We start from the raw sequence: 26,451 nt of genomic DNA on the forward strand, positions 1-26,451 counted from the left end.
CGGAAATTTGGATATGAAAAATACTTACTTAATTGGCTATTTACCTGTAGTCGCAATGCTATTATTCAGCTTATCTTTATCGATGTTCACTCAAAAAATGATTGTTAGTTTATTCAAAAAAGTTAGCTTATATAATAGTCTCCTAGAAATGTTTACAGAGACTGAAGTGAAGTTGACGATCACGCTAGCGTTGATGCTGCTGTTTTTTATGATTTTGGCCACATTAAAAGTGATGGCTGATACAGTTAATCAGCTATCACTTTTATTTTTCTCGAAGGACACGACAGGCGACCTATTGCTAAAGACAAGAAGCAGCTCGATCATTTTCTTTATTGGTGGATTAATTTCATTAATCAGCTTCTCTTCTCTTACGGGAATCTTGATTATTTTTTTCGTAACAGCTATTGGTTATTTTGTATATTTCGTGTATAAAATTGCGCCTGATTTATCGATCGCTAATTTAATTGGCATGATCTCTTTTCAAGTGGCGATCTGGGCGTTCTTTATGACGATGTTCGCTTTAGTAGGATTAAAAGTTTATAATAGCTTGCTAGGTAGCTTGCCTTTATAAGACAAACAAAAAACCGCCTCGGCGACCAATTTATAGAAAAAGCCTCTTTCTCTTTCAAAAAGTTATTTGAAGAAAAAGAGGCTTTTTCTCTATTTTGTTATGTAAAGAACTGTATCTCCAAATTTGATTATACCTTTTTCTTCTAAAAAAATTGGCTGTATCTCATTTCTAAGAAGTTCCCTTGAATCTTTTGAAGAAATTGATTCGGTAGATTGATGAATACTTTTGTAAATGAAAGCAAATTTTTTCTCATACAGTCTAGCCTTGTAGATTTGATTATCTTTATTCATTGGGTCGCTCTCATGTCCATTTGAAAGACTTAAAATATACCTATTATCATTTCTTATCGTGCTAAGATTTCCGTAGTCTATACTTTGATGAACTACAGACAGAAGTATAAGTCCAATAAAAGGAAAATATGAAATGAATATGATAAATTGTTGCATTCTATTACCTTCTGCCATCTTGAAAGACAAAGAAAGAAATGGAGCCAATAAGAGAAAGTCTAACCAAGCAAGGTTCACAAAAAGGTTTTCTTTGTAAAAGAATAGGTAGATAGGAGTAGAAATAACCATCATAATTCTAAGAACGAAATATAAAAGTAATAAGAAAAAGGTAATTTGAATAAATCTCCTTTTTTTCATCAGTAACACCCCTTTTTCGTGATTTAGAATGTATGTTTCTTAAATGTGGATTTAAAATAGAGTTCGACTGTTTATAAAAATTTTAGGTTCAATATCAAGAGTTAGTGCTAGATTTTTATAACTTTTGTTGTTGTTTATTTAGGGTTCAACTGTTTTTATTTTTTTTGATATTGTAAATTTCCCCATAATAAAAGTACCTCTAATTGTTAAATAGTGTCTAACAACTAGAGGTACAGTTTACTTCGTTTCATTCACGAGAAAGATTTTTGCAGTTCGTCCATTAATCAGATTGTTTTCTGTTTCAATAGTAAGTGCATGAATTAAACCGATATTTCCCCACTTATTGCATAATCCGGCGCCAAATGATTTGTTGAGGCGCATATCTTTGCATAAAGCTAACGTTTCCTGATTTGTCTTTTCCAACCCATACGCTTGCAGTGTATTGATCGGTTAAGCCAGCAAACCAGATATCACGTACTTCTTGACTCGTTCCAGTCTTACCTCCAGCATAAGGAGTACCTGGATTCGCTTTTTTTCCTGTTCCTGATTTAATGACGGCAGCCATCATCGTACGCATCGTATTTGTTGTTGATTGCGACCAAATTCTTTCTGATTCCTCTTTCCATTCATACAGTACCTTTCCTTGGCGATCCGTTACTTTTTGAATCGCTCGAGGCGTTTCATATGTACCATCGATAAAGGATGTGTAGGCACCTGCCATTTCTAATGTTGTCATCCCGTACGTAAAGCCACCGAGCGCTTTAGCATGCTGGGATGGTGCTAAGTTTTCTTCTTCTAATCTAGCAAAATCAAATTTCTTTAAGTAAGAAAAGGCCGTTTCTGGTCCAGCTTGCATAAATACTCGTAAAGCTGCTGTGTTATAAGAGCTTGCGAGCGCTTTTTGTAATGTAACCATTCCATATTCTTTGCCGCCGTAGTTTCGTGGACAATAGCCAGGGCGTGAGCAATACTTATCTGCACTGATCATGCTCCCAGGACCTGCATTTGTTTTTTCGACATAAGGGGCGAAATCCAATAATGGCTTGATCGTTGAACCTGGTTGACGATACGCTTGGAAACTACGATTAAACTCGGTTTTATCGAAATCCTTTCCACCCGATAAGGCGACGACTTCTCTTGTGTCATTTTTAATGACAGCGGCTGCCCCTTCGACAGAGCTACCAGCTAATGTGGAGCTCACTGCACTAGTTGTTTTGTTTTGCATATTTGGGTCGAGTGCTGTGTGGACAGTAATGCCAGAAGTCCATAATTCTTCTACGCGAGCATTGAGTTTATGCTCGATTTGAATTTTCTTCTCACCGTCTGCCTTTTTTAATTGTTCTTCAAAGCCTTCAGAATGGGCGATCAAATCCTTGAATTCCGCTTCCACGTATGTAGAATAGTTTTGGAATTTATCCAAACGATCTCTCACGTTTAGCTTAATCGGTTCTTGCTTGATTGCTTCGGCTTCTTCTGCTGTTAAAAACTTTTCTCGCACCATAATATCAATTAGTCGTTCTTGTCGCTTTTTGGCGTTATCAAACTTGCGGATCGGATCATAAAGGTTCGGGTTATTTGGGATAGTAGCGATCAGCGCCATTTCCGCCTTTGTCAGCTTGTTGACGGGCTTTTGGAAATAAAACTGAGCGGCCGCTTCCACACCATATACATTGTGATTGAAGTAGATGGCATTTAAATATAAGTTTAGTATTTCATCTTTCGAAATCCTTTTTTCCAGCTGATATGCATATAATACTTCTGATAACTTACGAGCGAGAGTACGTTCATGTGACAAGTACACATTTCGAGCGAGCTGCTGGGTAATCGTACTAGCCCCTTGTTCAATCTCATCTGACTTGGCATTGATGACGATGGCACGCATGACAGCAGATGCATCGACACCAGAGTGCTCATAAAAATGCTTGTCCTCCGATTGGAGAAAGAGTTCTTTCATAAATGGTGGGATGTCTTTATCATCAACAATAACCCGATATGGCTTTTGAATTTCTAAATAAGGGTCACCATTTCGATCAACCACCTTGCTTGCTTGGGGAAGTTGGACGTCGTTAATGACGATCTTTTCTTCCACGACTTCATCAAAACTTCTAACTTGTTGTGCTTCCGCATTAGCAAAGTAAAATAAAAACACAGCTAAAGGGAGGAGCAACACTATTAATAAGTAACCAAAAACCGTTCTCATTCCTTGAACCGCCTTCTTGATTCTAGTTTGTTTTTACTTTTAAAAATTAGTAAAAATAATCCTTCACCCATCATAATCTATAGCAAGGCATTAATAAAGAGGAGAAGGATAGAAAATAGGAAGTTTTTTAGTAATTATTGGGTATATATGAATAGAACGAGTCTAAATTTTTCGTTAATTCATGTTATAATAGAGAGAGGACATTTGGAGGAAAGGAGTGAGCGAGTTGCATCAAAGGCTATTTTTCATTGATTTTGAGTTTTCGATGCCAGATGCGAAGATGTATCGGAAAGGATTTTATCCAGAAATTATTGAAGCCGGGGTTGTGGCGGTGGAGCAGGGGGCGATGATTGAGCAATATTCTTCCTACGTGATTCCGACCGCTTTTCCTAAATTGACCCCTCGCTGCAAACGATTCCTTGATATTAGTCAACAACAAGTAGATGAAGGTGTTCCTTTAATTGATTTAGTCAATCTGTTAGCGAAGTTGAATCAAGGTGAGCAGGATAAAATTATTACATGGGGCAATATGGATATGAAGGTGTTGCGGCATAATTGTGAAAAAGCGAAATTAGCCTTTCCGTTACAAGGCACGTTTATTGATTTATCGATGGAATATAAGCAGTTTTTCGGTGACCGCAATCAGACAGGCTTATGGAAAGCAGTTGAGGAGTATGGCAAGGAGGGCACAGGTAAGCATCACCGAGCGCTCGACGATGCATTAACCACGTACCATATTTACAATCTTGTAGAAAAAGATAAAAAGTATATGAAGAAATCAGAACCACCAACGATCGGGGATCTTGTTGATTTCTCCAAGTTGCTTGATCAAATGGCTTAGCGGCTGAATCTTTCCGTAGATTCGGCCTATTCCCATTTTAGGTTATACATGAGCTCGTATTCTCTTTGAACGCCATGTAAAGCTTCAAGGCTTTTTTGCGAAAATGGTGTATTCTCTTGTTCTAATCGCTCTTTCAGACGTTGCAAGGCGTCTTTTAATGTGTCAAAGTAATCGGGCAAGTCTCCCTTATACAAATGAACCGTTTTTTCGGGAATATTCGCTTGCTCGCGAAAAGCAAGAGCCTTTCGTTCATGGAAAAAAGGCACGTTCACTTCCTTTGGATTATGAAGGTCCCCTTGAGCCGGATGACGTAGGACGGCTAATATTTTCACTGTGTAGAATCCCTCACGAATCGCTGTGATCTCTCCAATATATTTTCCAGTTTTATAAAATGCGGTAACAATGTTTCCAATCTGCATGATCTCTCCTCCTTTTTCTTCACTTTATCAAAAAATGAAGATGAAGGGAACGAAGGTGATTTTTTAACGGAAATCAGGTAAAGTAGGAAAAGCAGGAGGGTTAAATGTATGAAACGACTATTTCCGATGTTAATTATCGCTTTTCTCCTTATAATCGCAGGGTGCAGTGGAGAAAAGTCACAAGAAAAGGAAAAAGCAGAAGAAGTTGAATTGCCTGCGAAAGAACAAAATGTACATAAAGAGAAAGGGGATAAAGAGATGACTTATCCACAATTGACGACAGAAGTCGCAGAAAATGAAAAGCTCGTTGAAATGAAAACAACGAAAGGCACGATCAAAATTAAGCTTTTCCCAGAGCAAGCTCCTAAAACGGTTGAAAACTTTATTACACATAGTGAAAATGGCTACTATGACGGTTTAATTTTCCACCGCGTGATTAAAGATTTCATGATCCAAGGGGGAGACCCACAAGGAACAGGTATGGGTGGCGAAAGCATTTACGGTGAGTCTTTTGAAGATGAGTTCTCTCGTGAATTATTTAACTTCCGTGGTGCTTTATCGATGGCAAATGCTGGACCGAACACGAACGGCAGCCAATTCTTTATCGTACAAAATAGCAAAATGGACCCAGGTTTTAGGGAGCAAATGGAGAAAGCAGGATATCCGAAAGAAGTAACAGACTTTTATATGGAGAATGGCGGTACGCCTTGGCTTGATTTCCGTCATACGGTATTTGGTCAAGTGGTTGAAGGAATGGATATCGTTGATGCGATTGCTAATGCGAAAACTGCAGCTCAAGATAAGCCAGAAGAAGATATCGTCATCGAGAAAATCACTGTCATTCAATAAGTGAACAAATGATAAAACAGCCGCTATGAAAGCGGCTGTTTTTTTAGATATGGTTGGTTTTACAAATGGGGCAAGGTATAATAGATGGAAAAGGTTGTATAGGAAAGGGGATATTATGCTACTGAATTCATTTGTCTTAAATATGTTGTATTTATATTTTCCAGAAGATAAATCAGAATATATTCCTGCGGCGATTTCGATGACCATCTTTGTGACAGCTGCGGTTTTAGTCTTTCTTTTTGTAAAGAAAATCTCCAAAAAAGAAGAGGCAAAAGCGAAGGAGCTAGAAGGGAAATATAAGATTGGTGAATAGTTTTCGGAACGGTGCTTAGTGATGGCTAGGCACTTTTGCTTTTTTGTGAGTGATTATGTTATATTGAACAGGAACTAAAGAAAGAATTCTGCGGATGAGCAGGAGAGGTTCGCGAACTCCCTCTATAAAAAACTACGAGAAAGCCTGTCTATTTTCAGACGGTTTTTTTCTATGGCCTTTTGCCAGGTCATTTCTTTAAGAGTACTAGTTCTTGAATCTTTTTTTCTTTCAAAAGAAAGGAAGATAAGTGTTGAAGAAAGAAAAAGCAGTCGTTGTATTTAGCGGTGGTCAAGATAGCACCACCTGTTTGTTTTGGGCGAAGGAACGATTTGAGGAAGTGATCGCGGTGACGTTTGATTACGGTCAGCGCCATAAATTAGAGTTAGAATGTGCGGCTGACATTGCGAAAGACTTACAAGTGCCGCATCACGTGTTAGATATGTCGCTTCTCAATCAGCTCTCGCCGAATGCCTTAACTCGTACGGATATTGAGATTGACGAGAAAGAGGGCGAGTTGCCGTCTACCTTCGTCGAAGGCAGAAACTTATTATTTTTATCATTTGCGGCCGTATTAGCGAAGCAGTATGGCGCGAAACATTTGATTACTGGTGTATGTGAAACAGATTTCAGCGGCTATCCAGATTGTCGCGATGTATTTATTAAATCATTGAACGTAACGTTAAATTTGTCGATGGATACTTCTTTTGTGATTCACACGCCGTTAATGTGGCTCGATAAAGCGGAAACGTGGGAGCTAGCCGATCAGCTAGGTGCCTTCGATTATGTTCGCGAGCACACATTGACTTGCTATAACGGAATCAAAGGGAGCGGTTGTGGTGACTGCCCGGCTTGCAAGCTCCGTCAACGAGGTCTTGACCAATACTCGGCGAAGAAGGGAGCAGAACAAGCATGATCCAACAAATCTACCCGGCACCCGTTCATTCGTATCGTTATGAGTTAAACAAAGATTTTCAGTTCGCTGCGGCCCACTATATTCCGCATGAAGACGCAGGCTCCTGTCGTCGATTGCATGGGCATACGTATTTCGTCAATGTGACGGTCGTTGGCAATGAGCTGAATGAGTCAGGTTTTTTAGTGAATTTTCAAGAGATCAAACATTTGATCCATAAACGATTTGATCATAGATTGTTAAATGAGGATACTTTATTTAATGAAGAAAACCCGAATTATTTTCCAACTACAGAAGTCGTCGCTCGAACAATTTGGGAAGTGATGCAACAGTCATTGAATAAAATGGCAAACAAACCGCGTTGTATTCAAGTATTTTTACGTGAAACACCGACGAGTTATGTTGTTTATCGGCCGCAGGAAGAGGATTTCCAATGAACCGTAAAATTCCTGTTCTTGAGATATTTGGTCCGACCGTTCAAGGAGAAGGGATGGTCATTGGCCGTAAGACGATGTTTGTGCGAACAGCTGGTTGCGATTACAGTTGTTCATGGTGCGATTCAGCTTTTACATGGGACGGTTCAGCGAAAGAGGATATTCGCTTGTTAACGGCGGAGGAAATTTGGTCTGAGCTTGAGCAACTAGGAGGACAGACGTTTGATCATGTGACTATTTCAGGTGGGAATCCGGCGTTGTTTCCGCAAATCGCTGGCTTAGTTAGTGAACTGAATCAGCACGGTGTGCAAACCGCATTAGAAACGCAAGGGAGCCGCTGGCAAGATTGGTTTTACGACATTGACGAGTTAACAATCTCGCCGAAGCCACCAAGCTCTGGAATGACAACAGACTTTAAACAACTAGCAATGATCATTCAACGTCTTGAGGAAAAAGAGAAGCTCATTAGCTTGAAGGTTGTCGTATTTGATGAAGCAGATTTGGCCTATGCAAAAATCGTTCATCAGCAATTTCCTCAAGTACCGTTCTTTTTACAAACGGGAAATGACCGTCTTGAAGAAATCAACGACGCCGAGCTATTATCCTACCTTGTTAAAAAATACGAATGGCTCATTGAACAAACGATGCCCGACGCCGATTGGAAAAATGTTCGTGTCCTCCCTCAGCTCCATACATTTGTCTGGGGAAACAAAAAGGGAGTATAAAAGAGATGCCGACCAGGGCATCTCTTTTTATGGTATTAACCTTTAATTGCTTTGTTCAGTCGCTGTAGTCCGTCTTCTACCATGGCGCGTGGACAGGCGACGTTCATACGTAGGAAGCCTTCACCGCCCGTACGATATTTCGAGCCTTGGCCGAGAGCAAGTTTCCCTTCATGGAGAACTTTTTTCATCAATTCCTCGTCACTCAGTTCTAGACGACGGCAGTCGATCCAGATTAAATAGCTACCCTCTGGTTTTATCACGGTTAATTCAGGAATTTCGCTATCAATATAGTTTTCGACTAACTGGATATTTTCACGAATATAAGCGATCGCTTCATCTAACCACGGAGCTCCTTCACGGTAAGCAGCTTCCATCCCCGCAATGCCCATCATATTTAAGGTGAAAAAACCTTGCTTTGCTTGAGCCTTTTTCAATTTGTTCCGCAGTCCTTCGTTTGGCACGATGATCGCGGAAGCTTGTAAGCCAGCAAGGTTAAATGTTTTACTCGGTGCAATCAGCGTGATGATAAAGTCTTGGTAGTCTTCTTTAATCGCCGCAATCGGAGTATGGATATGAGGAACAGCTGTTAAATCCCCATGAATTTCGTCTGAGACAATGATGACGTTATGCTGTTGGCAAAGCTCAGCCATTTTCGTTAATTCTTCTTTTGTCCATACTCGTCCACCTGGATTATGTGGACTACAAAGCAACAGTAATTTAACCTCTTCTGCGGATACTTTTTGCTCAAGGTCGTCAAAATCAATGTGATAATGATTGTCTTTTAAGATTAGCTGATTATTCACGACTTGTCGTTCGTTGCGCTCAATCATCTCAAAAAAAGGCGTATATACTGGTGATTGAACAACGACGGCATCCCCTTTTTCCGTCAATGCTTCAATCGCTAGACTGATAGACGGCACAACTCCGTGATTAAACAGCAACCAGTTTGTCTCAATCTCCCAATTATGGCGAGACGCTTGCCACTCTTTGATCACTTCTTTCGTGGAATTCGGAACGGCTGTGTAGCCGAAAATACCATGCTCCGCTTGCTGTTTGATCGCTTCGATCACTGGATTTGGTGCTTCGAAATCCATGTCAGCGACCCACATCGGCAACGCATCTTCAACACCAAACACTTCTTTTAAACTATCCCATTTGACTGCACCTGTACCTGTACGATCAATCATTCGATCTAATTTACTCATAACCCTCACCATCCCTGACAAATAGTATATAGTCATGGTAAAGTATTTCTAGTAAGAATGACAATGATTTAAACTTTTTACAGGAAATTTTTAAAAGGTGGATCGACGTATGGACAAAACAGTTAAATTAAATATAGAGCTGGGGAATATTCTTCGTGAATGGGACCCGTTTGCTGTCGGTAGTGATTTTTATGATACAGAGTCGGCGGATGCGATCTACGCTGTTCATCAGCTAGATGATGCCGATCAATTAGCAACTCGAATTAAAGAAATTTATGAGTTCTCGTTTGATGCTGAACTATCTTTCGAGCATTGTCGGCCAATAGCCGTTCAATTGCTACAAGTAAAACATCATTCTGCATGCGAGTTGTGATTATCCACTAGATGGGAGGTTGTCGCAGATGACTGACAGCCTCATTTTTTTAATCTTTATTTGTGTAAAATAACAAATTATATAATTATTTTTGTTAAAAACCATGAATTGATTTATTTTTTTGTTATAATAGCCATGTGATTGGAGGAATTTGTATGCATTTAACTGATAAGGAAATAGAAATATTAGAAATTCTTGAACAAAACGCTCGCCTATCTATGGGTGATTTAGCGAAAATGATTGGTGAGACAGAAGAGATGACGACAAAGTTAGTGAAGCGATTAGAAGAGGAAAAGGTGATTGCTCACTATACGACGCTTGTTGATTGGGCGAAGCTTGATAATTATCAAGGCATCACTGCGATGATTGATGTCAAGGTGACACCAAAGCGCGGAGTAGGTTTTAATGAAGTGGCTGAGAGAATTTATCGCTTTAAAGAAGTGAGCTCTGTTTACTTAATGTCCGGTGCTTACGATCTATCCGTGACGGTCGAAGCGAAATCGATGAATGAAATTGCTCGTTTTGTTTCTGAGAAATTATCAACACTTGAATCAGTCGTCTCGACAACGACTCACTTTCAATTGAAAAAATATAAGCACGATGGCATTGTGTATGAACAAAAGAAAAATGATAAAAGAATCGTGGTGTCTCCATAATGAATACGACGAAAAGTTATTTAGCAAAATCAGTTGAGAATATGGCTCCATCAGGTATTCGGAAGTTTTTTGACTTAGCAGCGACGATGGAAGGTGTCATTTCTTTAGGAGTTGGCGAGCCTGACTTTGTCACTTCTTGGTCAGCGAGGGAAGCGGCGATCTTATCGCTTGAAAAAGGCTATACCTCTTATACAGCTAATGCGGGTTTATTGGAATTGCGTGAAGCAATCAGCGACTACATGAGTGAACGTTTTTATGTTCCTTATTTACCAAAAGAAGAAATCATTGTGACGGTCGGAGCAAGTCAGGCAATTGATTTGGCGATGAGAGCGATTCTTGATCCGGGTGATGAAGTGGTTGTTGTTGAACCTTGCTTCGTATCATATGTTCCTTTAGTGGAGCTTGCTGGCGGAAAAGCAGTCACGGTAGGAACAACAGGGGAACATGATTTTAAACTGCAAGCAGCGGATTTAGAACAAGCGATTACGCCGAAAACGAAGGCCTTGCTTCTATGCTCACCGAATAATCCAACAGGAACGCAGTTAGACCGAGAAGAACTGCAAGCAATCGCTGAAATTGTGAAAAAGCATGATTTGTTAGTGATTGCGGATGAAATTTATGCGGAGCTTGCTTACGATATTCATCATACGTCGATTGCGAGTCTAGAAGGAATGCGCGAGCGCACCATTTTAATTAACGGCTTTTCGAAAGGGTTTGCGATGACGGGTTGGCGTCTAGGCTTCGTTTGTGCGCCACGTGAATTAGCGGCCGCAATGTTAAAAATTCATCAGTATACGATGATGTGTGCGTCAACACCAGCTCAATATGCGGCGTTAGAAGCGTTGCAAACAGGTATGAATGACGTCGAAGAGATGAAAAAGGATTATCGCCGTCGCCGCAATTACTTCGTTCAATCGTTAAATGAACTTGGATTGACATGCCATGTGCCGGGGGGAGCTTTCTATGTGTTTCCATCGATTCAAAGCACTGGCTTAACATCTGAGCAATTTGCTGAACAACTGCTAGTAGAGGAAAAAGTCGCCGTCGTTCCAGGATCTGTCTTCGGCAAAGGCGGAGAAGGATACATTCGCTGCTCTTACGCTTCATCAATGGAGCAACTTCAAGAAGCGGTGAAGCGAATCAAACGGTTTCTTGAGAAATAAAAAGTGAAGGGGGTGTAGCCAAAAATCAGTTCTCGCTGATTTTTGGCTACACCCCCATTTTTTGAGCTTGAAAGGTGACTGATTGGGCGGAGTTGCTGTCGAATTGGGTGTGAATTTTGTCGAATTAGTCATCAACTCGCCTCAATTAGTCGCCTGATCAGCACCCTCCGCTTTTCGATTTGTCCAGCTACAGGCGCTAACGGCGTATGGACTTCCGACATCCTCTTTGCGATAAGTCAACATCGATTCACTAGCGTTCATCGTGTTTCCTTTATCTCGTGCGGATGACTCCAGTCCATACGCCGCTGATCAGCACCCTCCACTTTTCTTTAAAACAATCCAAATGATTGTAAAAAGACGATGATGATAGCCACGGGTGCGATATATTTGACGCAGAAGTACCAGACGGCAAATAGCTTGGCGCCCATGGAGGAGCCCCGTGTGATTTCTTCGTAGACGTCATTTCGCTTCATTCGGTAACCGACAAAGATGGAAATAAATAATGCACCTAGAGGCATTCCGATGTTGGCTGTAATAAAGTCGGCAAAATCAAAGATCGATTTGTTGAAAATCATTACGTCACTGAACACTCCGAATGATAGGGCGCTAGGAATGCCGGTAATAAAAATAAGAATACCGGTGATCCAAGTGAATTTTTTTCGCTTATTCGGATCGCCTTTTGTAAAAGCGGCCACTACAATTTCAAGAATTGAAAACGCCGATGTTAGTGTAGCGAACAATAACAATAAAAGAAAAATAAAGAAAAAGACGCTACCAAAAGCCAGTTCATTAAAGACCGCTGGAAGAACGACAAACACAAGTCCTGGACCTGCATTTGGTTCAAAGCCTAAAGCAAAAACGGCTGGGAAAATCACAAGACCTGCTAAAAGTGAAATAAAAATATTTAGCCCAGCAACCGAAAAGACGGAACGTGGCATGTTTTCTTCTTTTCCTAAATAAGACGCGTACGTAATCATAATGGATACGCCGATACTTAAAGCGAAAAAGGCTTGTCCTAAAGCAAGTAAAGATGTTTTTCCTGTTAAGAGTGACCAATCCGGCTGCAACAGGAATTTCACGCCTTCCATCGCTCCATCTAATGTTAAGGAACGAATCACTAGCGCAATGAACAATAGGAAAAGAGCCGGCATTAAAAATACGCTCGCTCGTTCAATTCCTTTTTGAATGCCGCCCTGTACAACAAGGATCGTCATTAACATGAATATCCCTTGAGCGATTAGCACTTCCGTTGGATTGCTAATAATTTGACCGAATAAAGCGTTATAGTCGGTTGTTTCTGCAAATAATTGTCCGGTACCATTTCGGAAAATATAGGATAAAATCCAACCACCAACGACGCTATAAAAGGATAAAATAATAAAACCGGATCCAACACCTAGCATACCAACGAGCGGCCAGGCGGAGTTCGGCACTAATTCTTTGAATGCACTAACCGCATCTCTTTGTGTTCGGCGTCCAATGAAAAACTCCGCCAATAAAATAGGGGCTCCAATGATGACTGTAAATAAGATAAATAGAAGGAAGAACACTCCTCCTCCATTCGTTCCAGCCATGTAGGGGAATTTCCAAATGGCGCCGAGTCCGATCGCTGAACCTGCTGCTGCAAGAATAAAGCCGATCTTCGAAGACCATTGTTCTTTTGTACTCATTTCATTCTCCTCTTTCAAATGTATGATAACTGTATTACCTTACTATGTTTTCTTTCAAAAAAACAGGTCTTTTTCACAATTCACTGAATTTTATTAATTTGTAAATGCTTTCAACACCTATTATGTAAAAAAATTGCTCGCATATGTATGTTTAGATATTTTTTTACCAATATGGTATAATTTTTTGATGCGTAGATAAGGAAAACAATTTTTTAGGAGTGTTTGGATGGGAAATAATTACGAACCAGGTCAAATTGTAACAGGAAAGGTAACAGGGATTCAACCATATGGAGCATTCATTGCACTTGAAAACGGGATGCAAGGGTTGGTTCATATTTCAGAAATTACTCATGGTTATGTCAAGGATATCCATGATCATCTAGAAGTAGGGAAAGAAGTCACAGTGAAGGTGATTTCAGTGAATGAAGAAGAGGGAAAAATCAGTTTATCCATTCGTTCAATAATGGAAACGAAACCAGCTTCTATTCATGAAGCACGTCGTATTAAACTAGGGGAAAATAGCGAAGGGTTTAATACGCTAAAGCATAAATTGAAAGAATGGATTGCCCAATCAGAAGAAGAAAAATAAATCATAATGGCTAATAGAAAAGGCATGGGGAGACGACTTCCCATGTCTTTTATTGTATAAATTTTTTCTGAACATAAAATTTAGTCATTTTTCGTTTACATATTTATCCTCGGTTTGTGAGAATCTACAAAATCAAAAAAAAATATTTTCAAACTTCGAAAAATGTGTATAATTAAAAACAACTTAGTTTAGAAAATTTAGCATATTGCGCAAACAGATTTTGCATACGCTAATTGAATTTGCATGATAAGTTTTTGTTTTCCACTTACATGTAAGGGTTTTCACTTCATCTTAAGAGTTAGTTTTAGGTCATAACATGTAAAGTAAAGGAGAGAGAGAGATGCAGAAAGAAACACAAGAAATTAAAATACCATTTTTATTCGCCATTTTGCCAATGATTGTAATGATTAGTGCGATGGCTGTGACGATTGTTAAATTTGAAGGGAGCCCACACGTCCCGCTATTGATCGGAACAGTGTCTGCTTCTATCATTGCTTTACTATATGGATACAAATGGGAAACGATAGAGCAGGGAGCTTATAATGGTATCAAAATGGCCTTGCCTGCTATTTTAATTATCATTATGGTTGGTTTAACGATCGGTGCTTGGATTGGTGGCGGAATTGTCGCTACAATGATTTACTACGGATTGAAGATCATTACTCCTTCTTTATTTTTAGTGTCAATTAGTATCATTTGTGCAGTTGTTACACTTGCTATTGGAAGTTCTTGGTCAACAATGGGGACGATCGGTGTAGCAGGAATGGGGATTGGAATTAGTATGGGGATTCCCGCTCCGATGGTCGCTGGTGCTATCATTTCTGGTTCTTATTTTGGCGATAAAATGTCACCGCTTTCAGATACAACAAATTTAGCGGCTGGTATTACGGGAACGAACTTATTTGAACATATTAAGCATATGTTTTACACAACGATTCCAGGTATGCTTATCGCTTTAATTGTATACTTTTTCCTTGGACGTCAGTTCACTTCATCGAACGTAAATACAAATAATATTGATGAAATTTTAAAATCTTTAAGTGAGAACTTTGTCATTTCTCCATGGTTGTTGCTTGTTCCAGTGTTAGTTATTGTGCTTGTAGCAAAGAAAATGCCTGCTCTACCGGCTCTTGCTATCGGTATTTTCCTCGGTTGGGCTTGTCACGTGTTTATTCAAGGTGGAAGTTTAGCGGTTGCAACGAACACGCTTCAAAGCGGCTTCTCGATTGAAACAGGAAATGCAATGGTGGATGAATTATTTAACCGTGGTGGAATCGATGCAATGATGTATACGGTTTCCTTAACGATTGTAGCTATGACATTTGGTGGTGTGATGGAACATACAGGAATGTTAAAAGCGATCGTTCAACAAATTTTAAAATTAGCTCGTTCAGCAGGAAGTTTAATTACAGCGACAATTATGTCTGCTTTTGTTACGAATGCGACTGCTTCTGAGCAATATATTTCCATCCTTCTTCCTGGAAGAATGTACGTTACAGCGTTTCGTGAAAAGAAATTACACTCTAAAAACTTGTCGCGGGCGTTAGAGGACGGAGGAACGGTTACATCTGTATTTATCCCTTGGAACACTTGTGGTGTGTTTATTGTGTCGATGCTAGCTGTTCATCCATTTGAGTATGCGCCATATGCGGTTATGAACTATGCTGTACCAATTATCGCAATCATTATGGCTTTCCTTGGATTGAAAATTGAATATTTAACAGATGAACAAATCAAAGAATTAGAAGAGAAAGAACTACTTCAAAAACAATCGGTATCATAAAGAAAAAGAGCTGCCTTCAGATATGAAGGCAGCTCTTTTTTTAGCTTAATTAATGGATCTTTTTGCTGATATCATATTTTCGAATGCGGTATTGCAAGTTTTGACGGCTCATTCCAAGTGCTTTCGCCGTTTTGGTTACATTATGTTCATGGTGCTGAAGTGCTTTTTTAATATAATAAGTTTCTGCTTCTTGGATATACTCATCAAGAGGCAGAACTGTTTTTGGTTGATAAAGAAATCCTTCTATTTTTTCAAACTCTTTTGATTCTACACTCATCCCTGATTTATTTCGGAAGGTACTTGGTAAGTGGGTGAAGGTAATGATATCTTCGTGGTCCATCAAGTTCATTGCTCCTTCGATCGTATGCTCAAGTTCGCGGACATTTCCAGGCCATTCATAATCATGGAAATATTCCTTTGTTTCTTCATCAAGTGATTGGATGTGCATACCGAATAGGTGATTGTACTTGTTGATGAAAAATTGGGAAAGAAGGTCGATATCCTCTTTTCGTTCGCGAAGCGGTGGGATAAATACAGAGACGACGCTTAAGCGGTAATATAAATCTTTTCTCAATTTGTTCGCCGCTATGGCATCGATCGGATCTTCACTAATGGTCGCAATTAGACGTACGTCGATTGGGATCTCCTTCGTATCACCTTCACGTCGAAGCTTTTTCTCTTGTATGACACGGAACAATTTCGCTTGTAAAGTCAAACTCAAAGCATCGATTTCATCCAGTAATAAAGTACCGCCATTGGCCTGTTCAAATAATCCTGGTCGCTCGTCATTAGCGTCAGATTCCCCACTGCTACCAAAGAGAATGCTCTCCATTAATGTGTCTGGAAGGGCGGCGCAATTTTGAGAAATAAACGGCTGATTAGAGCGAGAGCTACCGTTATGAATACTTTCGGCGAATAATTCTTTTCCTGTTCCGATTTCGCCTGCGATTAACACAGAAGAGGAGGTGCGAGTGGCTCGCTTGCTCGTTTCGATCGCTTCGATGACTGCTGGATTTTTGCTAATGATATTGTCAAAGGTATAATGTGTATCGCCTTTTTTCAAAATGTTTTCTTGAATCATTTTTTCAAGTTTAGTAACATCTTTAGCTATTTCGACAGCGCCGATGACCATTGAGTCTTCGATGATCGGGAATGTATGGTTAATCGTTGTAATTTCATGTCCGTTAATGTTAAAGTACGTTTGTTTAATATTTTGAATGGCTTCTCCAGTTTGTAACACCTGCAAAAGAGTACTATCTTCGGCGCGATCGAATTGGAACACGTCAAGAAGGTTTCGATCTAGTACATCCTCAATCCCCATGCCTTCAATTTCCCGCATTTTTTTATTGTATATAATCGTCTTTTCATTGGAATCAATAACATGTATGCCTAAATCGATTTTCTCTAAGACTTCTGAATACATCGTCAATAATAATTCTAAATCTTTTAAAGACATCAAATCTTCCCCCTGTTTGTAAATTTATTATTATTTTATGAAAAAACACTTGAAAAAAGCAATAATATTTTGCATTATTATAGTGTAAGGGTTTTCCTTATGCAAAATTTTTTTTCACCAAACGGATGTTTGATGAAAAAATGAGCATTTAAAATTTTTATTAATCAGAGGAGGAAATAGCATGATTCCTTATAAACATGAACCATTTACAGATTTTTCACAAGAAGAAAATAAAAAAGCATACGAAGAGGCGTTAGCCCTTGTACAAGGTTATTTAGGTCAAGATTACCCACTTGTAATCGGTGGGGAAAAAATCACGACAGAAGATAAAATCACTTCTTACAACCCAGCGGACAAACAAGAAGTGATCGGTCGCGTATCAAAAGCGAGCCAAGAGCTAGCAGAGCAAGCGATGCAAGCTGCGGTAGAAACATTTGAAACTTGGAAGAAAGTAAAGCCAGAAGTTCGCGCGGATGTATTATTCAAAGCAGCTGCGATTATCCGTCGCCGCAAGCATGAATTCTCTGCTTTATTAACAAAAGAAGCAGGAAAGCCGATGAACGAAGCGGATGCGGATACAGCGGAAGCGATCGACTTCTTAGAATTCTACGCTCGTCAAATGCTACAAATTAAAGATGGCGTGAAAGTAGAAAGCCGCCCAGGCGAATTCAACCGTTACGGCTACATTCCATTAGGAGTAGGGATCATCATCTCTCCTTGGAACTTCCCACTTGCGATCATGGCTGGTACAACAGTTGCGGCAATCGTAACAGGAAATACAGTTCTATTAAAACCAGCTTCTACAACGCCAATCGTGGCAGCGAAATTCGTTGAAGTTATGGAAGAAGCAGGTCTTCCAAAAGGCGTATTAAACTTCGTACCAGGAAGTGGCGCAGAAGTAGGCGACTACTTAGTAGACCATCCGAAAACACGCTTCATCTCGTTCACAGGTTCTCGTGACGTAGGTCTTCGCATCTTTGAACGTGCGTCTAAAGTAAACGAAGGTCAAATTTGGTTAAAACGTGTGATCGCTGAAATGGGCGGAAAAGACACGATCGTTGTCGATAAAGAAGCAGATCTTGAATTAGCGGCTCAATCGATCGTGAAATCAGCGTTCGGTTTCTCAGGACAAAAATGTTCTGCTTGTTCTCGTGCAGTAATCGTAGAAGATGTGTACGATCAAGTATTAAACCGTGCAGTAGAATTAACGAAAGAAATTTCAGCAGGTAATCCGTTAGAGCATTACATGGGTCCAGTGATTGACCAAGCTGCTTTCGATAAAGTGATGAGCTATGCGAAACTTGGTCACGAAGAAGGTCGCGTATTAACAGGTGGCGAAGGCGATGATTCGAAAGGTTACTTCGTTCAACCGACAATCGTAGCGGACGTGGATCCGAAAGCTCGTTTAATGCAAGAAGAAATCTTTGGCCCAGTTGTGGCGTTTGCAAAAGCGAAAGACTTCGATCATGCGCTTGAAATTGCGAACAACACAGAGTACGGCTTAACAGGTGCGGTGATCACAACCAACCGTGCGAACATGGAAAAAGCTCGTGAAGAGTTCCATGTAGGTAACCTATACTTCAACCGCGGCTGTACAGGAGCAATCGTTGGTTACCAACCATTCGGCGGCTTCAACATGTCAGGAACAGACTCTAAAGCAGGTGGCCCTGACTACTTACAGCTACACATGCAAGCAAAAACAACTTCAGAAATGCTGTAATATCTTTTCTGTGACTTGACTAAAGGGAAAAGAGCGAAGAGGTCGGATAAGTGCTTCGCTCCCCTTTTTTATAATAAAGTACGTAACATCCACGAGGAGGACTATGATGACTACAAACGTTAATTCTCAACAAATTATTGAAACAACAGACCGATATGGAGCTCACAACTATCATCCACTACCAATCGTTATTTCTGAAGCTGAAGGAGTTTGGGTGAAAGATCCAGAAGGCAACAAATTTATGGATATGCTTAGTGCATACTCTGCGGTAAACCAAGGACACCGTCATCCGAAAATTATCGAAGCTTTGAAAGAGCAAGCAGATCGTGTAACATTAACATCACGTGCCTTCCATAATGATCAGTTAGGCCCTTGGTATGAGAAGATCTGTAAAATGTCAAACAAAGAAATGGCTCTTCCAATGAACACAGGAGCTGAAGCTGTAGAAACAGCAATTAAAGCTGCAAGACGTTGGGGATATGATGTCAAGAAAATTTCTGATGGCCAAGCAGAAATTATTGCTTGCGAAGGTAACTTCCATGGTCGTACAATGGGAGCAGTATCACTGTCATCAGAAGCGGAATACAAACGTGGTTTCGGCCCAATGCTTCCTGGTATTAAGCTAGTTCCTTATGGCGATGTAAACGCTCTTAAAGAAATGATCACACCAAATACAGCAGCTTTCATTATTGAACCAATCCAAGGAGAAGCGGGTATTAACATTCCTCCAGCTGGTTATTTAAAAGCAGCTTATGAACTATGTAAAGAAAATAATGTTCTTTTCATTGCTGATGAAATTCAAGCAGGTCTTGCTCGTACTGGAAAAATGTTTGCATGTGAGTGGGAAGGTTTTGAACCGGATATGTACATTCTTGGTAAAGCACTTGGAGGCGGAGTATTCCCAATCTCTTGTGTAGTTGCTAACAAGGATATTTTAGGTGTGTTCAACCCTGGTTCACACGGATCAACTTTCGGTGGAAACCCAATGGCTTGTGCTGTATCTTTAGCTGCTCTTGATGTACTTGAGAATGAAAAGCTAGCTGAACGTTCTTTAGAATTAGGAGAATATTTCGTAAGCAAACTAAAAGAAATTCAAAACCCTATGATTAAAGACGTTCGTGGTAGAGGATTATTTATCGGTGTTGAGCTGACAGAACCAGCTCGTAAATATTGCGAAGCATTGAAAGAAGAAAACTTGCTTTGTAAAGAAACTCATGACACAGTGATCCGTTTTGCTCCTCCATTAGTTATTACGAAAGAAGAATTGGATTGGGCAATCGAACGTATTCAAAAAGTACTAGGGTAACCTCGTACAAACTACTGATAATTAAGATAAAAGAGGCGAATATCAAATGTCGGAAAATCTAAATTTATTCACATCTACTCAGAATGTCATTAAAGAGGCGCTGACAAAGCTGGGCTATACGGAAGAAATGTACGAGCTTTTAAAAGAGCCGCTTCGCATGTTAACAGTCCGCATTCCAGTACGTATGGATGACGGATCTACAAAGGTTTTTACTGGATATAGAGCACAGCATAGTGATGCAGCTGGTCCTTCTAAAGGAGGAGTTCGCTTTCATCCTGAGGTGAATGAAGAAGAAGTGAAAGCATTAGCAGCGTGGATGACATTAAAAGCTGGTATTGTTGACTTACCGTATGGAGGGGGAAAAGGCGGAGTTGTTTGTGACCCTCGTCAAATGTCAATGGGAGAAGTCGAACGTTTGAGCCGTGGATATGTTCGTGCCATCAGTCAAATGGTTGGTCCGACAAAAGATATTCCAGCTCCAGATGTATATACGAACTCTCAAATTATGGCATGGATGATGGATGAATACAGCCGCATTCGCGAGTATGATTCTCCAAACTTCATTACAGGAAAGCCACTTGTTCTTGGTGGATCTCACGGACGTGAGAAAGCAACAGCTCAAGGGGTAACGATCTGTATTAAAGAAGCAGCGAAAAAAGTTGGGATTAACGTTGAAGGTGCACGTATTGTTATCCAAGGTTTTGGTAATGCAGGAAGCTTCTTAGCGAAGTTTATGCATGATGCTGGAGCGAAAGTAATCGGTATTTCAGATGCGTACGGAGCGCTTCATGATCCTAACGGTTTAGATGTTGATTATTTACTTGATCGTCGTGATAGTTTTGGAACGATCACTACATTGTTTGAAAACACGATCTCTAATCAGGAGCTTTTAGAACTTGATTGTGATATTTTAGTACCAGCGGCGATTTCTAACCAAATTACAGAAGAAAACGCTCATAATATTAAAGCATCGATCGTTGTTGAAGCAGCAAATGGTCCAACGACATTAGAAGCGACGAAGATCTTGACAGATCGCGGCATTCTTCTTGTACCAGATGTGTTAGCTAGCTCTGGTGGAGTAACAGTTTCATACTTTGAGTGGGTACAAAACAACCAAGGTTATTACTGGACGGAAGAAGAAGTTAACGACAAACTTGAAAGCACGTTGGTTTCTGCGTTCAACAATATTTATGAAACATCTCAAACTCGTGGAGTGAATATGCGTTTAGCGGCTTACATGGTAGGAGTCCGTAGAACAGCTGAAGCTTCCAAGTTCAGAGGATGGGTATAATTAGATAGAAAACCGCATATAATTGCCACAAATTAGGCCAGTGAGATTGCTCTCACTGGCCTTTATTTCGATTATGTGGAAGCGGGATTTCTTCTGAACTTTACTTCTTCATCTGGCTTAAACAGTAAACCGAGGTTGATGAGTCCAGCAAGACCAACTAGTGTATAAATAATTCTAGAAAGACCGGACGTCTGTCCTCCAAAAATGGCGGCTACTAAATCAAACCGAAATAAGCCAATTAATCCCCAGTTAATAGCTCCAATAATGGTTAGGGCTAAAGCGAAGCGTTGAAGTCCACTCATGAGATTCCCTCCTTTCATCTCTGACAGCCTTAGTATGTGTTATCGTCTTTTTTTTATACAACGAGCAACTTATTGCTGTATGTAAGAGGAACTATTCTTATATTTCTCACAAATCTGTCTTCATGAATAAATCGTGATTCACTACTAAAAAAAGAAAAAATTTCTATCTTTTTTCCTTGCTTCCTTTCGCAGTTAAAGTTAAAGTTAAAGTGAAAAAAGTAGAACGGAGGCCTCGTGGCAATGACCCATATTAAGTTTGACTATTCCAAAGCATTATCCTTTTTTGGTGAACATGAATTGGAGTATTTGCGAGATGCAGTAAAGGTGGCACATCATTCCTTGCATGAAAAAACAGGGCAAGGGGGGGAGTTTACTGGATGGGTTGAATTACCTACTGAATACGATCAAGAGGAATTTTCTCGCATTCAAAAAGCAGCTGACAAAATTAAAAGCGATTCAGATGTGTTAGTCGTCATCGGAATTGGTGGTTCCTACTTAGGAGCAAAAGCAGCTATTGATATGCTGAGTCATAGCTTTTACAATCTTTTATCGAAAGAAAAGCGAAAGACTCCACAAATTCTTTTTGTGGGGAACAATTTGAGTTCCTCTTACATGAAAGAGTTGTGTGATGTATTAGAAGGGAAAGATTGGTCGATTAATGTGATTTCTAAATCAGGTACAACGACCGAACCAGCTGTTGCTTTTCGAATGTTTCGCAAGCTGTTGGAAGAAAAATACGGGGTGGATGAGGCGAGACGACGGATTTATGCCACAACGGATCGCAAAAAAGGAGCGCTTAAAACACTCTCCTTAAGTGAAGGATATGAATCGTTTATTATCCCTGATGATGTAGGGGGTCGCTTTTCTGTGTTAACAGCAGTCGGATTATTACCGATCGCTGTAAGTGGAGCGGACATCACTGAGATGATGAAAGGTGCAGCGCAAGCGGTTGAGGAATTAAGTGAGTCTGAGTTAGATCAAAACATCGCTTATCAATACGCGGCTGTTCGGCGTGTATTGTACAATCAAGGAAAGACGATTGAAATGCTCGTGAATTACGAACCAGGGCTGCAATACTTCTCTGAATGGTGGAAGCAATTGTTTGGAGAAAGCGAAGGGAAAGATCGAAAGGGAATTTTCCCGGCATCTGCTAACTTTTCAACCGACCTTCATTCATTAGGACAATATGTTCAGGAAGGGCGTCGAGATTTATTTGAAACGGTGATTAAAGTAGAAACGCCTAGACAAGAACAAATCATTGAAGAAGATGCGGTTGATTTAGATGGGTTAAATTACCTAGCAGGAAAAACAATCGATTTCGTTAATCAAAAAGCGTTTGAAGGCACATTACTTGCTCATACAGATGGCGGCGTGCCGAACTTAATTGTCACAATACCTAAAATGGATGCTTACTCTTTCGGGTATCTTGTGTATTTCTTTGAAAAAGCTTGTGCGATGAGTTGTTACTTATTAGGGGTCAATCCGTTTGACCAACCAGGTGTTGAAGCGTATAAAGTGAACATGTTTGCTTTGCTTGGTAAGCCAGGTTATGAAGATAAGAAGCAAGAGCTTGAAGGAAGATTAACGTCTAAATAAAAAATCGCGGAGAAATCCGCGATTTTTTTTGTTTTAGGAAATACTAAAGGAAATGGAATATAGAAAGGAGAGGATATCATGATTACACTTGCTTCATCACTACAGGGGAAGCAATTTAATTTGTATGAGTTAGAACAAAAATTAAAGCCGATGGGATTTGTAATCGGCGGCAATTGGGATTATGATCATGGTTCATTTGATTACAAAATTGATGATGAAGGGGGATACCAGTTTTTGCGGTTGCCCTTTTCAGCGACAGATGGTCAGTTAGACTCACCGGGCGTATCGGTTCGTTTCAGTCAGCCGTATATGTTAGCCCATGTGTATCAACGAGGACTTGATGATTATGCCAGCGCAGGCGTGGTTAGCGGTTCAACTAATCAATTTTCTGAACCGCAAGACCCGGACGGACAAGTGAAAGAAAAGTATATCATTGCTGGGAAACGGCTGTTAGAAGAAGTAGAAGCTATTCTTAACGTTGAATAATTAATAATTTGTCGGCAGGATGAATAGAGAATTCAAAGGGGGGATTAATATAGGTTTTCTCCTCTCTTTGAATGCCGATCAATAACGTGTGTTCTTGTAATAACAGAGGTGCTAATTGCCCGAAGTTTAGGTGACTCCATTCTGCTTTCATGGCTGCTATTTTTAAATGCCCGCCATTTAGTGGGTCAAGTAAATGAATGACAGTGCTAGAAATACCATCAAAATATAAGCTGTTTAGCATAATTGAACTGGCGTGACGGTTTGTCTCGATGACCTCATTAGCTCCAGCCCGACTAGCGTTAATGACTTGATCCTTTGTCAAAATTTCCACCACACAGTAAAGGTCTGGACAGTAGCCTTTCATTGCGACTAACGCCAAAATAGAGTTCATGTCGGCATATACTTCATTTTTATGTTGGTCGGCTGTAACGAGTGCCATATTGGCTTCTTCTAGATTCGCTTTTTTTAATGTTTCTTCCTTATAGGGGGCTCCTTGAATAAAATGGACCATGTTGGCTGTGTACGGATTGGTTTGTAAAGAATCATCGATTAGCACAATGTGACGAGAGATGGTCATCTCCTGTAGCTGATCAATAATCTCCTTAGAGCGTTCGTTCCAACCAACGATGACTAAATGATTTTTTTTCGTATACATCGTCTTTCCCTCTTTTAAGGCATTTTGTGAAGTGACAGCTGTAGCTGCTAAATTAACGAAATAAGAGGATAAGAACCCTGCGCCGATAAAGATCAGTCCGATGCCTAGCAATCGTCCAAGTGTGGTTTTCGGAGCATAGTCCCCAAAGCCTACTGTAGAAGCAGTCACAACAGCCCACCAAATCCCTTCGAATATTGTAGGGAATGTTTGTGGTTCGATGACATGAATGGCTATACCAAAAACGATAATGAAGAAAAACGCCATCGAAAATATTCGTAATATAATCGGAGCTTCGACAAATTTAAAATACAATTGCTGAAGCATAAAAAAGCTCTCCTTCCACTTTTTGCTTTCAACAGTATCCCCTTTTTTGAAAAATTGAAACAAAAACTATTGCTATTTATTACAATTTAAATATAATATTACTTGAGACGTTTCAAGGGGGCTTAGCTCAGCTGGGAGAGCGCTTGCATGGCATGCAAGAGGTCGTCGGTTCGATCCCGATAGTCTCCATAAGAAAAGACCTACAGATGATTTCTGCAGGTCTTTTTTTGTGTGTCAGGTTGCATTCGTATCAACCTGCAAAAAATATCGTAGCAATGATGGTGGCAACCAATACAGAACCTCCAGCGAGGCGAGTCCATTTCGTTGTCATAGAAAAGTTCTCCTTTCAATAAACGGAATTTTACGATAAACTCTTTCATACTCTATTCCCGTCTGTTCTATAAAATATTCCTATTTTTTGAAAAAGGCACCGTCATACATACAAAAAAGGTCTTCGCACCCATACATATTTAAAGATTGAAATAGTCTTTTAAATATATATATGGTAGCTAGACCTTTTATAGACCCCTTTTTTTTATAAGCTTTCGATTTCTACATTGTCTACGTGAGGTAGGTCGGATATAGTGTGGTACAATTCGGTTACGCTTCGTTGGAAATAAACGGACACACCTAGTTCTAATAAATGTGCTTCTTTTTTTAAATCTTTAATACGCAGCCGGGTGATGAGGATATCCTCATCTTCAATACTATTGATCACTTCATCTAAATTGTCTTTGTTTTTGAGTGTCATTTTAATGAAAAGCGCTTTTCGTTGTAAACCACTCGGGCCAAAAATTCTAAAAGCCAGAGGGATAATTTCAACACTGAAAATTAATAAAGCAAGCCCGGTAATGGCTTCCATGAAAAAGCCAGCTCCAACTACCACACCAATACCGGCGGCTCCCCAAATCATAGCAGCGGTCGTTAAGCCGGAAATACTGTCATTACTTCTGTGTAAAATCACCCCAGCTCCTAAAAAGCCAACTCCGGACACGATTTGAGCAGCTAGACGGAGTGGATCCATCGTAATATTGATAAAGTCGCTTCCGGGTGATTTATAGGCAGACTCAATTGAGACAATCGTCAACAAACAACTAACGATTGAAATGACTAAGCTAGTTTTCAATCCAATAGGCTTTCTTTTTAATTCGCGCTCAAGCCCGATGACTAACCCTAAAATGGCCGATACAACGAGCTTAATTAATATTTCTGCTTCAAATAACCAATCCATAAACATACCTTCTTTCTGAACTAAAGAAACATTGAATAATAATGATGAAATAATAATTAAATGTAACATAAGTAGATCGGTATATAAATGCTGGAAGGAGGGTGTTAAAATAATATATGGCGTTAATAGCGATGTTATAAAAGATATATTATTTTATAAAAAGTACTTGTTTTTGAGTTTCTATCATGATATATTATTTCTTGTCCGAAAGACGGAAATGAAAAAACAAGACATCAAAAAAAGTTTTGACATCCATTCGGATGTGTGATAGATTAGAAAAGTCGCACTTAAAGAAATTGATCTTTGAAAACTGAACAAAATAAACGTCAACGTTAATTCTAAAAAACTTAGTTTATCTAAGTGAAACAAATTGTGAGTTAAGGAACATCTGCTAAGTTCGTCACTTCCTGTGACAACGCAGATGTCTGCACATCCATGTGCAATGCAAACACTTTATCGGAGAGTTTGATCCTGGCTCAGGACGAACGCTGGCGGCGTGCCTAATACATGCAAGTCGAGCGGATTTGATAGGAGCTTGCTTCTATTCAAGTTAGCGGCGGACGGGTGAGTAACACGTGGGTAACCTGCCTGTAAGACTGGGATAACTCCGGGAAACCGGGGCTAATACCGGATAACTTCTTTCTCCGCATGGAGAAGGATTGAAAGATGGTTTCGGCTATCACTTACAGATGGACCCGCGGCGCATTAGCTAGTTGGTGAGGTAACGGCTCACCAAGGC

General features: G+C 40.0%; 26 protein-coding genes, 1 tRNA gene, 1 riboswitch and 1 other annotated feature (1 of these 29 running past the window's edge). Of the genes, 18 read left to right on the forward strand and 9 right to left on the reverse strand.

Annotated elements, in window-relative coordinates:
• The first annotated feature begins 13 nt into the window (after positions 1-13).
• Positions 14-571 carry a DUF5366 family protein gene (locus CEF22_RS05000; protein WP_100403920.1) on the forward strand — a complete coding sequence of 186 codons (558 nt, stop codon included), beginning with the start codon at positions 14-16 and terminating at the stop codon, positions 569-571.
• 89 nt (positions 572-660) lie between these two features.
• Here the strand turns inward: CEF22_RS05000 and CEF22_RS05005 are convergent, their stop codons facing one another.
• Positions 661-1,215 (reverse strand): hypothetical protein, encoded by a 555-nt coding sequence (locus tag CEF22_RS05005; protein WP_100402014.1) that lies wholly within the window; start codon positions 1,213-1,215, stop codon positions 661-663.
• Positions 1,216-1,555: 340 nt separating this feature from the next.
• A complete protein-coding gene (locus tag CEF22_RS05010) occupies positions 1,556-3,415 on the reverse strand; it encodes a transglycosylase domain-containing protein (RefSeq protein ID WP_100402015.1) in 1,860 nt (619 codons plus the stop codon).
• 265 nt (positions 3,416-3,680) lie between these two features.
• Here CEF22_RS05010 and kapD point away from each other — a divergent pair, with 265 nt between their 5' ends.
• Positions 3,681-4,256: a 3'-5' exonuclease KapD gene (kapD, locus tag CEF22_RS05015; RefSeq protein ID WP_442857394.1), complete on the forward strand. Its 576-nt coding sequence runs from the start codon at positions 3,681-3,683 to the stop codon at positions 4,254-4,256.
• Positions 4,257-4,282: 26 nt separating this feature from the next.
• Here the strand turns inward: kapD and CEF22_RS05020 are convergent, their stop codons facing one another.
• Positions 4,283-4,675, reverse strand: a complete 393-nt coding sequence (locus CEF22_RS05020; protein ID WP_100402017.1) for a kinase-associated lipoprotein KapB — start codon at positions 4,673-4,675, stop codon at positions 4,283-4,285.
• A 108-nt stretch (positions 4,676-4,783) separates the two neighbouring features.
• Here CEF22_RS05020 and CEF22_RS05025 point away from each other — a divergent pair, with 108 nt between their 5' ends.
• The 5 genes from CEF22_RS05025 to queE all read left to right on the forward strand — a co-directional run bounded on the left by CEF22_RS05025 (position 4,784) and on the right by queE (position 7,906).
• Positions 4,784-5,524 carry a peptidylprolyl isomerase gene (locus CEF22_RS05025; protein WP_100402018.1) on the forward strand — a complete coding sequence of 247 codons (741 nt, stop codon included), beginning with the start codon at positions 4,784-4,786 and terminating at the stop codon, positions 5,522-5,524.
• Between the two features lie 115 nt (positions 5,525-5,639).
• Positions 5,640-5,837: a hypothetical protein gene (locus CEF22_RS05030; RefSeq protein WP_100402019.1), complete on the forward strand. Its 198-nt coding sequence runs from the start codon at positions 5,640-5,642 to the stop codon at positions 5,835-5,837.
• Positions 5,838-5,935: 98 nt separating this feature from the next.
• Positions 5,936-5,979, forward strand: a riboswitch (PreQ1 riboswitch).
• A gap of 108 nt (positions 5,980-6,087) precedes the next feature.
• On the forward strand, positions 6,088-6,750 hold the full coding sequence (gene queC / locus CEF22_RS05035; protein ID WP_100402020.1) for a 7-cyano-7-deazaguanine synthase QueC: 663 nt from the start codon (positions 6,088-6,090) through the stop codon (positions 6,748-6,750).
• Entirely contained in the window at positions 6,747-7,184 is a 438-nt protein-coding gene (gene queD / locus CEF22_RS05040) for a 6-carboxytetrahydropterin synthase QueD (protein WP_100402021.1), read from the forward strand. Before queC ends, queD begins: the two co-directional genes overlap by 4 nt.
• Entirely contained in the window at positions 7,181-7,906 is a 726-nt protein-coding gene (gene queE / locus CEF22_RS05045) for a 7-carboxy-7-deazaguanine synthase QueE (protein ID WP_100402022.1), read from the forward strand. Before queD ends, queE begins: the two co-directional genes overlap by 4 nt.
• Before the next feature lie 35 nt (positions 7,907-7,941).
• Here queE and CEF22_RS05050 read toward each other — a convergent pair whose 3' ends face one another.
• Complete coding sequence (locus CEF22_RS05050) at positions 7,942-9,111, reverse strand: MalY/PatB family protein (protein ID WP_100402023.1); 1,170 nt, start codon at positions 9,109-9,111, stop codon at positions 7,942-7,944.
• A gap of 109 nt (positions 9,112-9,220) precedes the next feature.
• Here CEF22_RS05050 and CEF22_RS05055 point away from each other — a divergent pair, with 109 nt between their 5' ends.
• The 3 genes from CEF22_RS05055 (at position 9,221) to CEF22_RS05065 (ending at position 11,303) form a co-directional block, all read left to right on the forward strand.
• Entirely contained in the window at positions 9,221-9,484 is a 264-nt protein-coding gene (locus CEF22_RS05055) for a DUF1871 family protein (protein WP_100402024.1), read from the forward strand.
• Between the two features lie 155 nt (positions 9,485-9,639).
• Complete coding sequence (locus CEF22_RS05060; protein ID WP_095480383.1) at positions 9,640-10,140, forward strand: Lrp/AsnC family transcriptional regulator; 501 nt, start codon at positions 9,640-9,642, stop codon at positions 10,138-10,140.
• The gene (locus CEF22_RS05065) at positions 10,140-11,303 is read left to right on the forward strand and encodes an aminotransferase (protein WP_100402025.1); all 1,164 of its coding nucleotides are present in this window, start codon (positions 10,140-10,142) and stop codon (positions 11,301-11,303) included. Before CEF22_RS05060 ends, CEF22_RS05065 begins: the two co-directional genes overlap by 1 nt.
• Positions 11,304-11,632: 329 nt before the next feature.
• Here CEF22_RS05065 and CEF22_RS05070 read toward each other — a convergent pair whose 3' ends face one another.
• On the reverse strand, positions 11,633-12,973 hold the full coding sequence (locus CEF22_RS05070) for a sodium-dependent transporter (protein WP_100402026.1): 1,341 nt from the start codon (positions 12,971-12,973) through the stop codon (positions 11,633-11,635).
• 226 nt (positions 12,974-13,199) lie between these two features.
• On the opposite strand from CEF22_RS05070, the gene yugI reads away from it, so the two are divergent.
• Complete coding sequence (yugI, locus tag CEF22_RS05075) at positions 13,200-13,562, forward strand: S1 domain-containing post-transcriptional regulator GSP13 (RefSeq protein ID WP_100402027.1); 363 nt, start codon at positions 13,200-13,202, stop codon at positions 13,560-13,562.
• Between the two features lie 340 nt (positions 13,563-13,902).
• Positions 13,903-15,345 (forward strand): Na+/H+ antiporter NhaC, encoded by a 1,443-nt coding sequence (gene nhaC / locus CEF22_RS05080; protein ID WP_100402028.1) that lies wholly within the window; start codon positions 13,903-13,905, stop codon positions 15,343-15,345.
• Between the two features lie 49 nt (positions 15,346-15,394).
• Here nhaC and CEF22_RS05085 read toward each other — a convergent pair whose 3' ends face one another.
• Positions 15,395-16,801, reverse strand: coding sequence for a sigma-54 interaction domain-containing protein (locus CEF22_RS05085; RefSeq protein WP_100402029.1), 1,407 nt, complete (start codon positions 16,799-16,801; stop codon positions 15,395-15,397).
• Between the two features lie 181 nt (positions 16,802-16,982).
• Between CEF22_RS05085 and pruA the strand changes: the two genes are divergently transcribed.
• The 3 genes from pruA (at position 16,983) to CEF22_RS05100 (ending at position 21,118) form a co-directional block, all read left to right on the forward strand.
• On the forward strand, positions 16,983-18,521 hold the full coding sequence (gene pruA, locus CEF22_RS05090; RefSeq protein ID WP_100402030.1) for an L-glutamate gamma-semialdehyde dehydrogenase: 1,539 nt from the start codon (positions 16,983-16,985) through the stop codon (positions 18,519-18,521).
• Between the two features lie 106 nt (positions 18,522-18,627).
• Positions 18,628-19,827 (forward strand): ornithine--oxo-acid transaminase, encoded by a 1,200-nt coding sequence (locus CEF22_RS05095; RefSeq protein ID WP_095481039.1) that lies wholly within the window; start codon positions 18,628-18,630, stop codon positions 19,825-19,827.
• A gap of 46 nt (positions 19,828-19,873) precedes the next feature.
• The gene (locus CEF22_RS05100; protein ID WP_095481038.1) at positions 19,874-21,118 is read left to right on the forward strand and encodes a Glu/Leu/Phe/Val family dehydrogenase; all 1,245 of its coding nucleotides are present in this window, start codon (positions 19,874-19,876) and stop codon (positions 21,116-21,118) included.
• Between the two features lie 71 nt (positions 21,119-21,189).
• Here CEF22_RS05100 and CEF22_RS05105 read toward each other — a convergent pair whose 3' ends face one another.
• A complete protein-coding gene (locus CEF22_RS05105) occupies positions 21,190-21,420 on the reverse strand; it encodes a DUF378 domain-containing protein (RefSeq protein WP_100402031.1) in 231 nt (76 codons plus the stop codon).
• Between the two features lie 240 nt (positions 21,421-21,660).
• On the opposite strand from CEF22_RS05105, the gene CEF22_RS05110 reads away from it, so the two are divergent.
• Both CEF22_RS05110 and CEF22_RS05115 read left to right on the forward strand, forming a co-directional pair.
• The gene (locus CEF22_RS05110) at positions 21,661-23,016 is read left to right on the forward strand and encodes a glucose-6-phosphate isomerase (protein ID WP_100402032.1); all 1,356 of its coding nucleotides are present in this window, start codon (positions 21,661-21,663) and stop codon (positions 23,014-23,016) included.
• Positions 23,017-23,094: 78 nt separating this feature from the next.
• The gene (locus CEF22_RS05115) at positions 23,095-23,502 is read left to right on the forward strand and encodes a YugN-like family protein (RefSeq protein ID WP_094836480.1); all 408 of its coding nucleotides are present in this window, start codon (positions 23,095-23,097) and stop codon (positions 23,500-23,502) included.
• On the opposite strand, the gene CEF22_RS05120 is transcribed toward CEF22_RS05115, so the two are convergent.
• Complete coding sequence (locus CEF22_RS05120; protein ID WP_100402033.1) at positions 23,489-24,481, reverse strand: potassium channel family protein; 993 nt, start codon at positions 24,479-24,481, stop codon at positions 23,489-23,491. The genes CEF22_RS05115 and CEF22_RS05120 overlap by 14 nt on opposite strands.
• A gap of 116 nt (positions 24,482-24,597) precedes the next feature.
• On the opposite strand from CEF22_RS05120, the gene CEF22_RS05125 reads away from it, so the two are divergent.
• Positions 24,598-24,670, forward strand: a tRNA-Ala gene (locus tag CEF22_RS05125).
• A gap of 346 nt (positions 24,671-25,016) precedes the next feature.
• Here CEF22_RS05125 and CEF22_RS05130 read toward each other — a convergent pair.
• Positions 25,017-25,712: an MgtC/SapB family protein gene (locus CEF22_RS05130; RefSeq protein WP_100402034.1), complete on the reverse strand. Its 696-nt coding sequence runs from the start codon at positions 25,710-25,712 to the stop codon at positions 25,017-25,019.
• Between the two features lie 500 nt (positions 25,713-26,212).
• Positions 26,213-26,451, forward strand: a sequence feature (16S ribosomal RNA rRNA prediction is too short) (it continues 23 nt past the right edge of the window).

It is taken from the genome of Bacillus sp. FJAT-42315 (assembly GCF_002797375.1).
GTDB lineage: Bacteria > Bacillota > Bacilli > Bacillales > Domibacillaceae > Bacillus_CE.

What these genes read in the sequence shown, in the direction of transcription:
- CEF22_RS05025 (WP_100402018.1), top strand. Translation starts at nt 4,784, where the DNA reads ATGAAACGACTATTTCCGATGTTAATTATCGCTTTTCTCCTTATAATC.
- kapD (WP_442857394.1), top strand. Translation starts at nt 3,681, where the DNA reads ATGCCAGATGCGAAGATGTATCGGAAAGGATTTTATCCAGAAATTATT.
- pruA (WP_100402030.1), top strand. Translation starts at nt 16,983, where the DNA reads ATGATTCCTTATAAACATGAACCATTTACAGATTTTTCACAAGAAGAA.
- CEF22_RS05085 (WP_100402029.1), bottom strand. Translation starts at nt 16,801, where the DNA reads ATGTCTTTAAAAGATTTAGAATTATTATTGACGATGTATTCAGAAGTC.
- CEF22_RS05010 (WP_100402015.1), bottom strand. Translation starts at nt 3,415, where the DNA reads ATGAGAACGGTTTTTGGTTACTTATTAATAGTGTTGCTCCTCCCTTTA.
- CEF22_RS05000 (WP_100403920.1), top strand. Translation starts at nt 14, where the DNA reads ATGAAAAATACTTACTTAATTGGCTATTTACCTGTAGTCGCAATGCTA.
- CEF22_RS05050 (WP_100402023.1), bottom strand. Translation starts at nt 9,111, where the DNA reads ATGAGTAAATTAGATCGAATGATTGATCGTACAGGTACAGGTGCAGTC.
- CEF22_RS05030 (WP_100402019.1), top strand. Translation starts at nt 5,640, where the DNA reads ATGCTACTGAATTCATTTGTCTTAAATATGTTGTATTTATATTTTCCA.
- CEF22_RS05070 (WP_100402026.1), bottom strand. Translation starts at nt 12,973, where the DNA reads ATGAGTACAAAAGAACAATGGTCTTCGAAGATCGGCTTTATTCTTGCA.
- CEF22_RS05130 (WP_100402034.1), bottom strand. Translation starts at nt 25,712, where the DNA reads ATGGATTGGTTATTTGAAGCAGAAATATTAATTAAGCTCGTTGTATCG.
- CEF22_RS05020 (WP_100402017.1), bottom strand. Translation starts at nt 4,675, where the DNA reads ATGCAGATTGGAAACATTGTTACCGCATTTTATAAAACTGGAAAATAT.
- CEF22_RS05065 (WP_100402025.1), top strand. Translation starts at nt 10,140, where the DNA reads ATGAATACGACGAAAAGTTATTTAGCAAAATCAGTTGAGAATATGGCT.
- CEF22_RS05055 (WP_100402024.1), top strand. Translation starts at nt 9,221, where the DNA reads ATGGACAAAACAGTTAAATTAAATATAGAGCTGGGGAATATTCTTCGT.
- nhaC (WP_100402028.1), top strand. Translation starts at nt 13,903, where the DNA reads ATGCAGAAAGAAACACAAGAAATTAAAATACCATTTTTATTCGCCATT.
- CEF22_RS05060 (WP_095480383.1), top strand. Translation starts at nt 9,640, where the DNA reads ATGCATTTAACTGATAAGGAAATAGAAATATTAGAAATTCTTGAACAA.
- queD (WP_100402021.1), top strand. Translation starts at nt 6,747, where the DNA reads ATGATCCAACAAATCTACCCGGCACCCGTTCATTCGTATCGTTATGAG.
- CEF22_RS05100 (WP_095481038.1), top strand. Translation starts at nt 19,874, where the DNA reads ATGTCGGAAAATCTAAATTTATTCACATCTACTCAGAATGTCATTAAA.
- CEF22_RS05095 (WP_095481039.1), top strand. Translation starts at nt 18,628, where the DNA reads ATGACTACAAACGTTAATTCTCAACAAATTATTGAAACAACAGACCGA.
- yugI (WP_100402027.1), top strand. Translation starts at nt 13,200, where the DNA reads ATGGGAAATAATTACGAACCAGGTCAAATTGTAACAGGAAAGGTAACA.
- CEF22_RS05120 (WP_100402033.1), bottom strand. Translation starts at nt 24,481, where the DNA reads ATGCTTCAGCAATTGTATTTTAAATTTGTCGAAGCTCCGATTATATTA.
- CEF22_RS05110 (WP_100402032.1), top strand. Translation starts at nt 21,661, where the DNA reads ATGACCCATATTAAGTTTGACTATTCCAAAGCATTATCCTTTTTTGGT.
- CEF22_RS05105 (WP_100402031.1), bottom strand. Translation starts at nt 21,420, where the DNA reads ATGAGTGGACTTCAACGCTTCGCTTTAGCCCTAACCATTATTGGAGCT.
- CEF22_RS05005 (WP_100402014.1), bottom strand. Translation starts at nt 1,215, where the DNA reads ATGAAAAAAAGGAGATTTATTCAAATTACCTTTTTCTTATTACTTTTA.
- queE (WP_100402022.1), top strand. Translation starts at nt 7,181, where the DNA reads ATGAACCGTAAAATTCCTGTTCTTGAGATATTTGGTCCGACCGTTCAA.
- CEF22_RS05115 (WP_094836480.1), top strand. Translation starts at nt 23,095, where the DNA reads ATGATTACACTTGCTTCATCACTACAGGGGAAGCAATTTAATTTGTAT.